A 13767-nucleotide genomic window follows, 5' to 3' on the forward strand; every position below is an offset into this window, starting at 1 on the left:
CGCCTGTCCGGCGCCGGTGCGTGAGTGATGGGCATTTTCGCCGTGGTGGCGGGAAGTTTTTTATATGTGCTTGCAGGTGGCCATCAGCTGACGGACAGCGGCTCTTTGTGTTGATCCACCAGCTGTTGGCGGTCGATCTTTCCATGCAGTGTCACGGGGAAGGTCTGACAAAAGAACAGGGATTTCGGGATCATGTAGGCCGGTAATTGTTCTGCCAGGAACTGGCGCAGTGCGGCGCGGTGGGTTGCACTGTCCTCGCGCAATTGAATGAAAAGTTGCAGGTCGATGACCTTACCCTCTTCCTTGATCGGCACCGCGCAACACTGGGTCACCTCCACATAGCGGCATACACTGCTTTCAATTTCGGCCAGCTCGATACGGTTGCCGTTCAGTTTCAGTTGCCCATCATCCCGACCGTGGATAAACAGCGATTGTTCGTTATCCAAAAAACCCCGGTCACCTGTGGCGTAGTAACGTCCGAACTCGTCATGGCTGAATGCACTGTTACGTGGGTCGTCCTCAGGCAAGTAGCCCAGTGCGACTTGCGGGCCGTACAAACGCACTTCGCCTATTTCGCCTGGCGGGAGGCTCTGACCCTCGGCATCGACGATCCTGATCCCGGTCAACCCGCAGGCAGCGCCAAGGGACAGTAGGCCTGCGACGTGCTGGGGCGGCTGGCCAAGCTCGAAGGTATGGGTCATGCCGGTGGTCTCGGTCGGGCCATAACCGTGCATTACCTCCAGGCCCGGGAAACGCGTCTGCAACTGGGTCACCAACCCCAGCGAGGCGCGCTCGCCGGCCATGAAAAACCGCTTCAGGTCCGGAAACTGCTCCCCGCTGAACAAAGGGTCCTTCAACATCAAATCGACAAAGCTTGGCGTGGAGAACCAACTGGTGACCGGGCTTTGCGGATAGCGCGACATCAGGCGGATATTTTGCCGCGGCAGCATGTTGTGGCGGTGATCCAGCATCAACAGGGCTCTGCCCTCGCACAGCACCGGGAAAAGGTCGAGCAAGCCCATGTCGAAGGAGAAACAGGCGTGGCTCACATGGCATCCGTGTGCGATACCGTCACGGATCATCGGGCTGTACCAGATCGAGAATGCGGCGAAGTTCTCATAGCTGACGACGACACCCTTCGGTTCACCGGTGCTGCCCGATGTTGGGAGAATATAAAAGGCTGGCTGGGTCAAATTGGGTTCGAGTGGCAGTGATGCCGGGTCGCCGTTCTCCAGGGTGGAGGTCACCCATTGGGGCCAAGGGTCCAGACCCTCGAGCTTCTGGGGCGTCGCCGTGAGGATCAGCTCGGCGCGGGTCAGCCGGGCAATTTTTTCAATTCGCGCAATGGGGTTGGACTGGTCGGCAAAGCTAAAGCAGCAACCCTGGCTGATACACGCCAGCATGGCGGCCACGGCATCCATTTGCTTGTGGCCGTGAACCAGCACGTTACGGCCTGCCCATGGTGCGAGCACCTGCGCAATCGCGGCGGTGCGCACGCCCAGTTCGGCAAAGCTGTAGGTGCCTTGCTCGTTGATCAACGCGGTCGCTGTGCTCTGATATTTCAGCCGCTCAAACAGCGGTTTGATTTGCGATAAAAACATATTTTTCTCCGTTGTCCAAAGCCAGTTGGCGGGCAGCTGAACGATCCAGTTTGCCGTTGTGATTGAGTACGGTGCGGGGCGTGCTGTACCAGTAACGCGGGATCGCCCACGGGGGGAAATGGGCTTGCATGGCGTGGCCAAGTTGTGAAAGTTCGCAGGTTGCATTGAGGATCACGCAGGCCTGGATTGCCTCTGCGTTGCCTTTGCGCCAATACGGCTCTACCACCGCATCGGCGACCAGGTTGCGGTCGCGCAGGAAACGTTCGATTTCATGCAGGTCAATACGGTATCCCTGGATTTTGACCTCGCCATCTTCACGCCCCAGGAAGTAGTACCAGGTGCCATCAAACAGGCCGATATCTCCGGTGGCGTAAGTCGGCTGCCCATCCGCATGGCTGAAACTGGCCTGACGCGCAGGCGCTGCATTGAGGTAACCCGGGCCGACGCACTTGCCGCTGATCAACAGTTGCCCGCGGCCAGCAGCGTCCACGGGCTGGGCCAGTTGCAGCACTGCGCCGGGCCTGGCGCGACCGATCGGCAGGGGCAGTGACGAGGTCACCATGTCCTGGGTAATCAGCACTTGTGACGCCGCCACGGTACATTCGGTAGGGCCGTACGTATTGACCACCTCACTGCCTGGGAAGCGCGTCCACAGCTGGGTGACGATCGCTTTGGGCAGCGTTTCACCGCAGAAGATAAACCGGCGCAACTGCGCCAGTGTCTGCCCAGTGAACGTCGGGTCCAGCAAGTAGAGGCGCATCATCGACGGCGTAGATACCCAGCAGGTCAATGCCATCTGTGCATGCTGGGCAATCATTTTGCGGGTGTTGATCAAGTCTCTATGGTCGAGCACCGACAGCGGTTGCAGAAACTGCCAGGCGAGCCAGATTTCAAATAGGGAGACATCGAAGCAATACCGCACATTTCCGGTGATAGCCCCATCAAGTGGAAAGTCGCTGCGTATCCACGCCACGAAATCGACTAAATTGGCCTGACTGACCTGAATGCCCTTGGGCTCCCCGGTGGTTCCCGAGGAAAACATGATGTAAGCCAGCAGGGGGCCGCTTGCGTTGTCTATCCACTTGCGCGTGTCGTCCAGCAAATGCCGCAGCGCTGCAGGGGCATGGTGCTGCCACGGCAAGGCGGCGAGGTCAATCACCTTGGCATTGGTGGCGTACAAGGGAAGGGCGTCGGTGTTCAGAATCAAACGGGCGCCGACCGTACGGGCGATCCGTTCCAGCCGCTCGGGAGCGTTGTCAGATTCAACCGGCACAATCGGACAACCACACAGCAGGCAGGCCCACCAGGCCGCCAGGAAATCGAAGGATTTGTGGCCATAAACCAAGACCGGCGCCAGCGGCGTCTCGCTGCGTGACGGCTGGCGCACTATTTCAATGGCGATATCCTGCGCGCGGTGGGCGAGCGCCGCGTAGCTGTACGTCATTGAGTGGTGGCGCCATGCGGTATGCGCTTGATCCTCAAAGCGCATAAACACCGTTATGAGCTCAGACCAGGCGTCCATTCATGCCGCCCGGCTGGCGAGTTTGAGTTCGATGAAGTTCGACAGGCTGCCCACGGTCTCGAAGTGCTGGTATTCCAGTGTGGCCGGGTCGAGCACCAGGTCCTCGATGCGCTCCTCAAGGTACATAATGAGTTCGATATACAAACCGCTTTCAAATCCCAGGTCGCGCTCCAGGTGTGTGCGCGCACTCAGCTCCGAGAGGTTTGACGTTTCCAGAACCAGCCCGATGGCTTCAATAATGGTTGGCGTATACATGTTGGCTCCCTGTTTGTTGTGTGCTCCCGACGTTCAGGCTGTTCTCCCGGTGCGGCAGTAGGGCGGACAGCTGGCCGCGGTCAACTTTCCCGTTATTGTTTTTGGGCAAAGCCTCACTGAAGTAATAGCGGTGCGGCCGCTTATAGGCTTCAAGATGAGCCTGGCAAAAGGCTTTGAGCTGCGCGGTGTCGAGGGGCGCGACGCATTCGATACAGGCCACGATTTCGTCACCATAGACAGGGTGGGCAACACCGAGCACTGCGACCTGGAGCACTCCCGGCATGCGTTTGAGTACGCTTTCGACTTCCCGGGGAGCGACTTTTTCGCCATTGGTTTTCAGGATGTCATCGCTGCGCGAAAGGAAATACAGCAAGCCCTGCTCATCCAGCCGGCACACGTCGCCGGTGTAGAGGACCGACTCACCGGGCAATGGGCCAGGCCGCAGCTTCTTCGCGGTCTGCTCCGGGTTGCGCCAGTAGCCGCGCATCACGGTTGCCCCGCGGATCACCAGTTCACCCGTGGCATTGCTGCGGTGTGCAACGCCGCTGTCGTCCACCACCCAGAGTTCGGTGTTCGGGATGGCATAGCCCACGCTGTCTTTGTGCTGGGACAACAGGGCCGGGGGAAGCCAGGTACAGCGATGGCACTCGGTCAGCCCATACATGGAAAAAATCTCGGCTTGCGGGAAGAGCGAGACCAGTAGGTCGATGTCGCTCGCGTGCAGTGCCGCTGCGGTGTTAGTGATTTTGCGCAGGGAGGAAAAGTCATAGCGCTTGGCCAATGGCGCAATGATCGCCAGCAGTGTGGGAACGATCGGCAGGATGGTTGCTTGGTGCTTGACCAGCTGTTTGAGGGCAAACAATGGACGGCTGAAATCCTTTTCGATAATCAGCGTTGCGCCCACCTTGGTCGCCATGATCGCTTGATACAGCCCATAGTCGAAGCTCATGGGGATCGTGCAGAAAATCCGGTCGCTGGCTGCCAATTGCAAATAGGTGGCGACGGAGTCCGCCGCGCTGAGCATATTGCGCTGGGTCAACATGACCCCCTTGGGGTCGCCCGTCGAACCTGAGGTGTAGATCAGGCAGGCCAGGTCAATATCCAGTGCGCCCTCGACCACCAATGGCATCGCTGAGGTGATTGCCGCCATTTGTTGCAGGGAGAGCAGTGACGAATGACTTTCTGGCGCGTCGGGAACCTGGTCAAACAGCACGCGTAGTTCAAGGTCATTTGTCGCCGCTGCCAACGCGGCGGCTTGCCCTGACTGGGCAATCAGCAGGTGCGACGCTGCGTTGTCGAGTAACCAGCCGACTCGGGCCAGCGGCGTGTCCGGGTTTACTGGCACAAACACGGCCTGCAAATATTGCACGGCCCAAAAGCAGACGACGAAATCCACCCCGTTCGGCAGCCAGACCAATACCCGGTCGCCGCGTTCGACCTGCAGCTGGCGCAAGTAGGCGGCCGTATTGATCACGCGTTGATGGAGCGCGGCCCAGGTCACGGCATGTTCACCCTCGATCAGTGCTGTGCCCTCAGGGCACTGGTGTGCAGCGTGCACCAGCCACTGGGTCAAATGGTTTGTGCTCATGTCTGATCCTCATTATTCAATTCAAGAACTACGGCTGCAAAGGTGCCCGCGATGCCGGACGCCACGGCGAGAATAGGGCCTACGGCTACAGCGTTATCGCGGTGCGTCAGCAGGCTTTTCAGGTTGAGGAACGTGTCGCTGCAAAAGCAATGTCCCAACTGGTACAGATGACGGCGGTAAATGATGTCCCGGGAAAAGCCTGCTGCGTCGGCAATCCTGTCGAAGGTGGGTGGGCTGATGTGGTACGGGATCAGCGTACGCAGCTCTTCAGGACGTCGGCCCGCGTTCAGCAGCGCGGTGTTTACGGTTTCCAGCATGGTGGGAATGAAGGCATGATCGTAGGCGTTTTCACGTTCGCGACTGGTCTCGCGCGTCCGTGTGCCGTAGGCGGCCAGTTGCTGGACATGCATGCCACTCATGCATAAGGCGCCGGGCGAAGGACGTGCGCTGAGCAGGGTGGCGCAGAATGCTTCGCCGAAAAAGCCATTCTGATTGACGTATTGCACGGTGCCGTGGAAGCACTTTTCCCCCGTGATCAATAGGCCGCAGACGTTTTCCTGCCTGGCGTGAGCCGCTGCCAGTTTGGCATCGAGAAACTTCAGTCCGACCAGCGCCGACGCGCACGACGCTTGGGTAACAGAGAAAAACTCTACCTCTGTGCGCACCAGAAAGCTGCGCACCTTGTTGGCCAGGACAGGCCCAAGATCAAAAGGGCTGGGGCTATTCAGAGAGTGCGCCCAGACCACATAGCCAATCTGCTCGAACAGTACCGGGTCACACTCGGCCCGGAACTGTTGCAAAAGCTGCATCATCAGGTCAGGCAAACCCTCGTGTTCAAACAGGCTGGCCGACTCCATCCGATGAAAACGGCCAAAAATTCGCGTGTTGCGCTCACCCCAGGCATATTTTTCTGCCAGCGCGGACAGCGGCGTGAGGTCTGCAGCGACCAGGCTGGTTATCGTATTGATATACATCTCAGGCTCCCGCCACAAAGCCGGCGCAGGACAGAGAGTCACCCTGTGCCAGCATCAGCAGAATACGGTGGCTGCTCGGCGCAATTTGTTCCAGCCGAGCCCAGGGGGCACAAGACAACAAAGACTCATCCCAGCTCTCGATACGGTGGCTCGCCAACGGCGCATGCTGGCGCAACTGTTCGGCAAAAACCGGCGTGGTCAGGATCAGCAGGGGCAGCCGGTCTTCGCTGGGCGTGAACATAGCCAGCGTGAGGAGTAGGGCATCCAGAGCCTGGCGCGTGGCCGGAAAAGGCACCTTGCGATAGTGTTTGAACGCGATGCTTCCAGGTTGGCCGCCGGCCCGTTCGCTCGGCACGCTGCGCAACAGTACAACGCAGGCGCTGGCTGCTGGGTTGAAACGGGCCAGGCCAGGGCAGTCATACATGATGGCGTCCTGGTCGGCGATCAACAGCAAGGCCTTTTTTTCACGGTTTTCACGGTGGCTGTCATCGAGGTAATCCTCAATGACCTGCAGTGCCAGGAACGTGCTGCTCAAGCCGTGATCGCTGAGAGCAATACCAAACGCATCATGGGCACCGGTCTCATGAATAATGGCGTTGGTTACCGAGCATCCTACCTCTACGTCCGGCGTCCAGTGGGCGAGCACCACCAGATCCAGGTCTTTGAGCAGGGCCTGGCTTGCCAGCTCGCCGACCAGCTGTTTGAGCATGACCTGGAATGCCTGGTTCTGTGCGGCGTACCAGCGAAAGGCATGGGCGTCCTGGGCCTGGCCCACATGGCCATGGGAGTGAAAAAAGCCGTTGACGAAGTCCTTCACGAGCTTCAGTTGTGCGTCGTCGACGGCGGGCGTGGTGGTTGGTTTTTCGAACTGGCGCCATACGATATGGGAACTCGCAAACTCAAGGGACATGGCGATTCCCTCAGGCCTTGGCCAAAGACAAACGCTGACACACCTGCGGAGCCAGCATGGTGTCTACGCTATCGGCTGTGCGGATCAGGAAGGCTTGGTCGTTTTCGACAAGCACTTCGGCCGGGTGACCAAAGCTCAAAAAGCCCACCGGCGACGCACTGGCACCATAGGCCCCGGAATGCGCGATACCGATCAGGTCTCCCGAACGAAGCTCAGCCAGCATGATGTTCTCGCCCAGCAGGTCCGTGGGCGTGCACAGCGGACCGGTCACTTGGTAGCGATGCAGGTCACCGGGCCGGGACGGGCCGAGGCGCGCCATCGGGAAATTTCGACGGATCAGGGAGTTGATGCCGGCAGCGCTGCCGTGGCAGTTTGCACCGCCGTCACACACCGCAAACCACTCTTCACGGGACGGTTTGAGGTAGTTGACCCGCGTCACAAAAATGCCTGCGCGTGCAATCAGGAAGCGGCCCAGCTCAATAACAATTCTGCAGTGTGGAAAGGCCTGTCGATAGTTATTCACCAGCGGAAGCAGTGCCTCGCCCAGGGCGGGCAGGTCGAGCGCTTTTTCCTTGTCGAAATAGCGCACGCCAAAGCCACCACCGACATCCACGAAGTCGAGGGCGATTTCATAGGTTTGCTGGAGTGTGGCGGCCAGTGTCAGGATATTTTGCGTATTGTTGGCAAGGGCCTGCCAATCCAGAATGCGCGTGCCAAGATAAATATGGATGCCCGCCAGGCGCAGTTGCGTCAACTGCCCGAGCAGGGCGAATGCCTGCGGCAATAGTTGCTCATCAATACCAAATTGTCGGGGCTTGCCACTCATCACCAACTTGGCTTTTTCGCCAGTGAAGTCGGGATTGATACGCAGGGCAATGTTTTGGATTACGCCCAGGCCCGCGGCAATATCATTGAGCAAGCGCATTTCTTCGATGGACTCGACCACCACGGCTTTAATGCCCGCCAGGCAACATTGCGTCAACTCGTTAATATGTTTTCCCGGTCCGACAAAAATGATATCGCTTGGTGCCACACCTTGGCGTAGTGCGATTTCCAGTTCCACCAGGGAACACACTTCACAGCCCGTCCCCGCCTCATGCAAGAGCGCAACCAAGGTTTTATTCGGGTTGGCTTTCAGGGAGTAGAAGTAATCGATGTCGTGGGGGAGCGAGCGTTTGAGCTCTGCAAAGTCTGTTTTTATCTGTGTGGCACTGTAGGCATAAAACGGCGTGGGTACGTAGTCTGCCAGCAGCTGATAGGAGATGTTTTCAATTTTGTCGGTGTGGATATAGCGACTATCAGGCGCAAAAGCTGACATGACTGAATTTCCCGTTCAATAACGATTCGATTCGATTGATATCTTTAAAGTTGTCGAACAGATCGTCATCGAGAATATCGAAGAAACTCTCGGAATTACCGGCGGTGGTGTCAACCCATTCACCAATCGCCGAGATAAGGCCAACTAAGTGGATAGAGTCCAATAGCCCCTGCGGTCCATAGATGTCTGCACCGTGGTTGATGGCCTGCAACTTATCCTGAGCAACGCCCAGGTTATGCAGCGATGCGAGTATAAAAGCCCGTGCCGTGTTTTCTGATGCGCTCATGAATGTGACAACCCCTTAAACGTCGTAGGCGTGATCATAGCCATGGCGTACACGGAGATTTGCTTGAAATTGCAAGGGCGCGCGTCGCTATCTTCTTATTGATAACGCCTGTTTTCGCAACGAGTGCGAAGCCTGTTTGGACCGGTCTCTTGAAGCTTTAATATCAGTCACAGCGTGTGCGCTCCGGTCCTGTCTACGACGGCGAAAGTTGCTCACTCAGCAAATCGAAACAGCGTTGCGCCGCCGGACTCAGCCCCATCCCGCTGCGACTGATCAACCCGATCTCTCGGTTCACCCCAGGGTGATCGATATTGATACGCTTCAACCCTTCCAGACTGTCCGCCGCCGACTCCGGCAGCACACTGATCCCCAGGCCCTGGCGCACCAGCGCCAACACGGTCGACATGTAGTTGGCCTCCATCCCCGCGTTCATCGTCAGCCGTGTCTCGTCAAACAGCGCATCCACGTGCTCACGCACACTGCTGTCGCGGCCGGTGAGGATGATCGGCTGGTCCGCCAATTGTTCCAGGGTCAGTTGGCGATGGCGGGTGAGGGGATGATCCAGCGGTACAAACGCACACAAACGATCATTCAGCACCGGTACGAATTCCAGGCCGTGGCTGAGCCGTGCCCGCACGCCGATGCCGAAATCCACTTCGCCGGAACGTACTTGGGCGTGAATGCGATGGGCCACCAGGTCATGCAGGCGTACTTCGATCCCGGCAAAGCGCTCGCGAAACAGGCGCAGAACCGGCGGCAGCGAACCGGCACACACCGAGGGCAGGGCGGCGATAGTGACCACGCCTCGGCGTAAGGCGGCGAGGTCCCGGGAGCCGGTGACGATATTGTCCAGGTCCAACAGCAGTTTTTCCATGGGCCCGCGCGCCTCCAGGCCGGCGGCGGTGATACTGACGTGACGTGGGCTGCGGTCAAGCAGGGCGACGCCGAGCCAGTCTTCCAGCTGTTGCACCTGCACGGTGAGCGCGGAAGGCGACAGGTGCAGCTCATTGGCAGCCTTGGTGAAACTGCCCGTGCGGGCCACGGCAAGGAATGCCTGGATGTGTTGGATACTGTTCTTCATTTTGTTTTTCCGAACACCAGCTGGTGAATATTCCAATTTACAAAGACTAACCCGCTTCCAATACTCCAGGGAAAACAATAACCGGCCACAAAGGCCGCTCTGGAGTAACCCATGCTCGCTACCCTGGGTGTCATCACCATCCTGTGCCTGCTCGCTGCCGTCATGAGCAAACGCCTCTCGCCGCTGGTCGCCTTGATCGCTTTGCCGATCATTGCCGCGCTGCTCGGCGGGTTCGGCCTGCAAACCAGCGCCTTCATCATCACCGGTATCAAGAACGTCGCCCCTGTGGTGGGCATGTTTGTGTTTGCGATCCTGTTTTTCGGGATCATGACCGATGCCGGCATGCTCGACCCCATTATTGATCGGATCTTGCGCACGGTGGGGACGCGTCCTACAAGGATCGTCGTGGGTACCGCGACCTTAGCGTTGCTGGTGCACCTGGACGGCTCCGGCGCGGTGACCTTTCTGGTGACGGTGCCGGCGATGCTGCCGCTGTACACGCGGCTGGGCATTGATAAGCGCATCCTTGCGTGTGTCTGCGCGATGGCGGCCGGGGTCAACTTCTTGCCGTGGACCGGCCCGGTGCTGCGCTCCTCCGCGGCGTTACATGTGCCAGTGGCGGATTTGTTCCAGCCGCTGATCCCGGTGCAAATCGTCGGCCTGATCTTCGTATTTGCTTGCGCCTGGTGGCTGGGTCATCGCGAAGAAAAACGCCTGGGCCTCGGCGCCGGCTCGACCGTCGATGCGATGCCGCAGCGGGTGCTCAGTGACGACGACATCAAGCTGCGTCGCCCGCGTCTGTTCTGGGTCAACCTGGTCCTGACCGTGCTGGTGATGGTGGTGATGATTGCCGGCTGGGTCGACCCGGTAGTGATGTTTATGCTCGGCACCGTGGTGGCGCTGTGCATCAACTACCCGAACGTCGACGCCCAGCGCGCCCGCATCGATGCCCATGCCAAGACCGCGCTGACCATGGCCAGTATCCTGCTCGCCGCCGGGGTGTTCACCGGCATCATGCAAGGCACCGGCATGCTCAAAGCGATTGCCGAAGTGGCGGTGGCGCAGATTCCGGCCGGCCACGGCAAGTTGATCCCGGCGGTGGTGGGCTTTATTTCGATGCCGCTGAGCATGCTGTTTGACCCCGACTCCTACTATTTCGGCGTCATGCCGGTGATCGCTGAAGTCGGCAAGGCCTTGGGCGTCGACCCGCTGCAAGTGGCCCAAGCCTCATTGCTGGGCGTGCACACCACCGGCTTCCCGGTCAGCCCGCTGACCCCCGCGACCTTCCTGTTGGTGGGCCTGTGCAAGATCGAATTGGCCGATCACCAGCGCTTCACCATTCCGTTTCTGTTCGCCGCGTCGGTGTTGATGACCCTGACGGCGTTGCTCCTGGGAGTAATTTGAGATGAAAACCTTGCGCATCGGTTCCGGCGCCGGCTATTCCGGCGACCGTATCGAACCTGCCGTGGAACTGGCCGAGCGGGGCGACCTGGATTATCTGGTGTTCGAGTGCCTGGCTGAACGCACGATTGCCTTGGCGCAACAGGCGCGTATCAGTGATCCACAGGGTGGGTACGACCCCTTGCTGAGTGAGCGCATGCGCCGGGTGTTGCCCTTTGTTGGCCGGCCTGAAGGTCGCCGCCGCCTGCGGGTGATCACCAACATGGGCGCCGCCAATCCGGTATCCGCGGCTATTGAAGTGCGGCGGATTGCCGACGAGTTGGGCCTTGATCTTAAGGTGGTTGCGGTCGTCGGCGACGACGTGTTGCACGTGTTGCAGCCCGAGTTTCTGTTGGATAACGGCCAGACTGTCGGTTCCCTGGGCGAACGGCTGATTTCCGCCAATGCCTACCTGGGCGTAGACGGTATCCTGGAGGCGTTGCGCGCCGAAGCGGATGTGGTGATCACCGGGCGCGTGGCCGACCCGTCGTTGTTCCTGGCGCCGCAGATGTTTGAATTTGGCTGGGCGCCTGATGATTGGCGGCGTCTGGGGCGCGGCACGTTGGTGGGGCATTTGCTCGAATGCGCCGGCCAAGTCAGCGGTGGGTACTTTGCCGATCCCGGTTTCAAGGACGTGGATGACCTCGCGCGCCTGGGCTTCCCCTTGGCGGAGATCGATGCCGACGGCGACGCCTTGATCACCAAGGTTGCCGGCTCAGGTGGGCGGGTCAGCCGCGCCACCTGCGCTGAGCAACTGATCTACGAAGTACACGACCCGGCGGCGTACCTCACGCCGGATGTGACGGCCGATTTTTCCCAGGTGGGGTTTGTCGAGGAAAGCGTTGATCGCGTACGGGCCAGCGGTGCCGACGGCCGCGCGCGGCCCGAACAATTGAAGGTCAGCGTCGGCTATCTGGATGGCTGGATCGGTGAGGGGCAGATGTCCTACGGCGGCCCCGGTGCTGTCGCGCGGGCGCAGCTGGCGCGGGATGTAGTCCTCAAGCGCCTTGAGTTGATGGGTGTGAAGATGCAGGACCTGCGGGCGGAGCTGATCGGCATGGACTCGCTCCACGGCCCCCGCAGCACAGTTGAACCCTGGGAAGTGCGCCTGCGCGTGGCGGCCCGCTGTGAGGATCGCGGCGAAGCGGTGCGCGTTGGCAATGAAGTTGAAACGCTCTACACCAACGGCCCGTCCGGAGGCGGCGGCGCGAGCAAAAGCGTGCGCCAGGTGGTGGCCGTGGCGTCGTTGCTGCTGCCGCGCAATGCGGTCAACCCGAGGATCGAAGCATGAAGTTGCACACGCTGGCCCATTCCCGCACCGGGGATAAGGGCGATACGTCAAATATCTCGATCATTGCCTACCGTGCCGAAGATTATCCGCTGCTGTGCGAACAGCTCACGGCCGAACGCGTGGCTGAGTTTTTCGCTGGCTTGCGGGAACCGGGTGCGGCACCTGTGCGGCGTTATGAGTTGCCCAATGTGCAGGCGTTGAACTTTGTATTGCCGGGGATTTTGCGCGGCGGCGTAACCCGGTCACTGGCGCTGGATGCGCATGGCAAGTGCCTGGGTTCCGCGTTGCTCGATTTCGATTTGGTAATGCAGGACTAAATGTGGGAGCGGGCTTACTCGCGAATGCGGAGTGTCAGCCAGCAAATCTGCAACTGATACACCGCATCCGCGAGCAAGCCCGCTCCCACATTTGGATCGGCGTAACCCTCTCAGACCGCAGCAAACCGCTTGTCCAGGTAATCAATGATCACCTTGGAGTCATACATCCAGGTGGTCTGGCCATTTTCTTCGATACGCAGGCACGGCACTTTTATCTTGCCGCCTTGCTCCAGCAGGGTCTGGCGGTCCTGCTCGTTGTTCTTCGCATCCTTCAATGCCACCGGCACATTCAGGCGGTGCAGGGTGCGGCGGGTCTTCACGCAGAACGGGCAGGCATGGAATTGATAGAGCGTCAGCTCCTTGGCTGCCGCATTCACCAACGCCTGCTGCTCGGCAGGGCGCTGCTTTTTGCGCGGACGGGTAAGAAAGTCGCCCGCGATGATGACGTGGCCGAGGCCCACTCGAAGTGCTTTGACGAACATGGCTGAAACCTCTTGCCCGATACAGAAGGGGCCGCAGCTTACCTCAATTTGGCAGGCGAAAAAAAACCGGCGATGAACGCCGGCTTTTTCGTATGCAGCCTGTTACTTGATCAGGCTGAGGAATTCGCTGCGGGTGGCCGCGTTTTCGCGGAACTCACCCAGCATCACCGAGGTGATCATCGACGAATTCTGTTTCTCGACACCGCGCATCATCATGCACATGTGCTTGGCTTCAATCACCACGGCCACACCCAGGGCGCCGGTCACTTGCATCACGGCATCGGCGATCTGGCGGCTGAGGTTCTCCTGGATTTGCAGGCGACGGGCGTACATGTCGACGATCCGCGCAACCTTTGACAGGCCCAGCACCTTGCCGCTCGGGATATACGCCACGTGGGCCTTGCCGATAAACGGCAGCAGGTGGTGTTCGCACAGCGAGTACAACTCGATGTCCTTGACCAGCACCATTTCGCTGTTGTCGGAGCTGAACAAGGCACCGTTGGTGACTTCTTCGAGCGTCTGTTCATAGCCGCGGCAAAGGTACTGCATCGCCTTGGCGGCACGTTTTGGCGTGTCGAGCAGGCCCTCGCGGGAAACGTCCTCGCCGAGTTGGCCGAGGATCGCGGTGTAATTTTGTTCCAGGGACATGAAACTACCTGTGGGGTTTTCGCAAAGCGCAAGGTTACGGTGGCGGACACATCG

14 protein-coding genes are annotated in these 13767 nt (G+C 59.4%); 3 read left to right on the top strand and 11 right to left on the bottom strand.

Annotated features, from left to right (window positions below; translation table 11 throughout):
• Positions 1–83: 83 nt before the first annotated feature.
• From BFP95_RS24755 to BFP95_RS24795, 9 genes are all read right to left on the bottom strand, one after another.
• Positions 84–1601: an AMP-binding protein gene (locus BFP95_RS24755; protein WP_065873345.1), complete on the bottom strand. Its 1518-nt coding sequence runs from the start codon at positions 1599–1601 to the stop codon at positions 84–86.
• Positions 1570–3123: an AMP-binding protein gene (locus BFP95_RS24760; protein ID WP_065873344.1), complete on the bottom strand. Its 1554-nt coding sequence runs from the start codon at positions 3121–3123 to the stop codon at positions 1570–1572. Before BFP95_RS24760 ends, BFP95_RS24755 begins: the two co-directional genes overlap by 32 nt.
• Positions 3124–3378, bottom strand: coding sequence for a phosphopantetheine-binding protein (locus BFP95_RS24765; RefSeq protein WP_065873343.1), 255 nt, complete (start codon positions 3376–3378; stop codon positions 3124–3126). It lies immediately after the preceding gene.
• The gene (locus BFP95_RS24770; RefSeq protein WP_256530426.1) at positions 3356–4951 is read right to left on the bottom strand and encodes a class I adenylate-forming enzyme family protein; all 1596 of its coding nucleotides are present in this window, start codon (positions 4949–4951) and stop codon (positions 3356–3358) included. The genes BFP95_RS24765 and BFP95_RS24770 overlap by 23 nt, the downstream gene beginning before the upstream one ends.
• An 11-nt stretch (positions 4952–4962) precedes the next feature.
• Complete coding sequence (locus BFP95_RS24775; RefSeq protein WP_065910854.1) at positions 4963–5940, bottom strand: 3-oxoacyl-ACP synthase; 978 nt, start codon at positions 5938–5940, stop codon at positions 4963–4965.
• Position 5941: 1 nt separating this feature from the next.
• Entirely contained in the window at positions 5942–6850 is a 909-nt protein-coding gene (locus tag BFP95_RS24780) for a hypothetical protein (protein WP_065873340.1), read from the bottom strand.
• A gap of 10 nt (positions 6851–6860) precedes the next feature.
• Complete coding sequence (locus BFP95_RS24785) at positions 6861–8168, bottom strand: diaminopimelate decarboxylase (protein ID WP_065873339.1); 1308 nt, start codon at positions 8166–8168, stop codon at positions 6861–6863.
• The gene (locus BFP95_RS24790; RefSeq protein WP_065873338.1) at positions 8149–8454 is read right to left on the bottom strand and encodes a hypothetical protein; all 306 of its coding nucleotides are present in this window, start codon (positions 8452–8454) and stop codon (positions 8149–8151) included. Before BFP95_RS24790 ends, BFP95_RS24785 begins: the two co-directional genes overlap by 20 nt.
• Before the next feature lie 193 nt (positions 8455–8647).
• Positions 8648–9535 (bottom strand): LysR family transcriptional regulator, encoded by an 888-nt coding sequence (locus BFP95_RS24795; protein ID WP_065880813.1) that lies wholly within the window; start codon positions 9533–9535, stop codon positions 8648–8650.
• Between the two features lie 111 nt (positions 9536–9646).
• Here BFP95_RS24795 and BFP95_RS24800 point away from each other — a divergent pair, with 111 nt between their 5' ends.
• The 3 genes from BFP95_RS24800 to BFP95_RS24810 are packed head-to-tail and all read left to right on the top strand — an operon-like array spanning position 9647 to position 12583.
• The gene (locus tag BFP95_RS24800) at positions 9647–10939 is read left to right on the top strand and encodes a CitMHS family transporter (protein WP_065880814.1); all 1293 of its coding nucleotides are present in this window, start codon (positions 9647–9649) and stop codon (positions 10937–10939) included.
• Between the two features lies 1 nt (position 10940).
• Positions 10941–12266, top strand: coding sequence for an acyclic terpene utilization AtuA family protein (locus BFP95_RS24805; RefSeq protein ID WP_065910855.1), 1326 nt, complete (start codon positions 10941–10943; stop codon positions 12264–12266).
• Positions 12263–12583: an AtuA-related protein gene (locus tag BFP95_RS24810; protein WP_065873334.1), complete on the top strand. Its 321-nt coding sequence runs from the start codon at positions 12263–12265 to the stop codon at positions 12581–12583. Before BFP95_RS24805 ends, BFP95_RS24810 begins: the two co-directional genes overlap by 4 nt.
• A 110-nt stretch (positions 12584–12693) precedes the next feature.
• On the opposite strand, the gene BFP95_RS24815 is transcribed toward BFP95_RS24810, so the two are convergent.
• Positions 12694–13065: a glutathione S-transferase N-terminal domain-containing protein gene (locus tag BFP95_RS24815; protein WP_065873333.1), complete on the bottom strand. Its 372-nt coding sequence runs from the start codon at positions 13063–13065 to the stop codon at positions 12694–12696.
• A 102-nt stretch (positions 13066–13167) separates the two neighbouring features.
• Complete coding sequence (gene folE / locus BFP95_RS24820; RefSeq protein ID WP_003442011.1) at positions 13168–13713, bottom strand: GTP cyclohydrolase I FolE; 546 nt, start codon at positions 13711–13713, stop codon at positions 13168–13170.
• Positions 13714–13767: the final 54 nt, after the last annotated feature.

The sequence above is a fragment of the Pseudomonas sp. 58 R 12 genome (genome assembly GCF_900005865.1).
Lineage (GTDB): Bacteria > Pseudomonadota > Gammaproteobacteria > Pseudomonadales > Pseudomonadaceae > Aquipseudomonas > Aquipseudomonas tritici.

Bases quoted from the DNA above. Each gene is read 5' to 3' on its own strand.
- BFP95_RS24795 (WP_065880813.1), bottom strand. From the start codon at position 9,535: ATGAAGAACAGTATCCAACACATCCAGGCATTCCTTGCCGTGGCCCGC.
- BFP95_RS24765 (WP_065873343.1), bottom strand. From the start codon at position 3,378: ATGTATACGCCAACCATTATTGAAGCCATCGGGCTGGTTCTGGAAACG.
- BFP95_RS24790 (WP_065873338.1), bottom strand. From the start codon at position 8,454: ATGAGCGCATCAGAAAACACGGCACGGGCTTTTATACTCGCATCGCTG.
- BFP95_RS24810 (WP_065873334.1), top strand. From the start codon at position 12,263: ATGAAGTTGCACACGCTGGCCCATTCCCGCACCGGGGATAAGGGCGAT.
- BFP95_RS24775 (WP_065910854.1), bottom strand. From the start codon at position 5,940: ATGTATATCAATACGATAACCAGCCTGGTCGCTGCAGACCTCACGCCG.
- BFP95_RS24760 (WP_065873344.1), bottom strand. From the start codon at position 3,123: ATGGACGCCTGGTCTGAGCTCATAACGGTGTTTATGCGCTTTGAGGAT.
- BFP95_RS24755 (WP_065873345.1), bottom strand. From the start codon at position 1,601: ATGTTTTTATCGCAAATCAAACCGCTGTTTGAGCGGCTGAAATATCAG.
- folE (WP_003442011.1), bottom strand. From the start codon at position 13,713: ATGTCCCTGGAACAAAATTACACCGCGATCCTCGGCCAACTCGGCGAG.
- BFP95_RS24815 (WP_065873333.1), bottom strand. From the start codon at position 13,065: ATGTTCGTCAAAGCACTTCGAGTGGGCCTCGGCCACGTCATCATCGCG.
- BFP95_RS24800 (WP_065880814.1), top strand. From the start codon at position 9,647: ATGCTCGCTACCCTGGGTGTCATCACCATCCTGTGCCTGCTCGCTGCC.
- BFP95_RS24805 (WP_065910855.1), top strand. From the start codon at position 10,941: ATGAAAACCTTGCGCATCGGTTCCGGCGCCGGCTATTCCGGCGACCGT.
- BFP95_RS24780 (WP_065873340.1), bottom strand. From the start codon at position 6,850: ATGTCCCTTGAGTTTGCGAGTTCCCATATCGTATGGCGCCAGTTCGAA.
- BFP95_RS24785 (WP_065873339.1), bottom strand. From the start codon at position 8,168: ATGTCAGCTTTTGCGCCTGATAGTCGCTATATCCACACCGACAAAATT.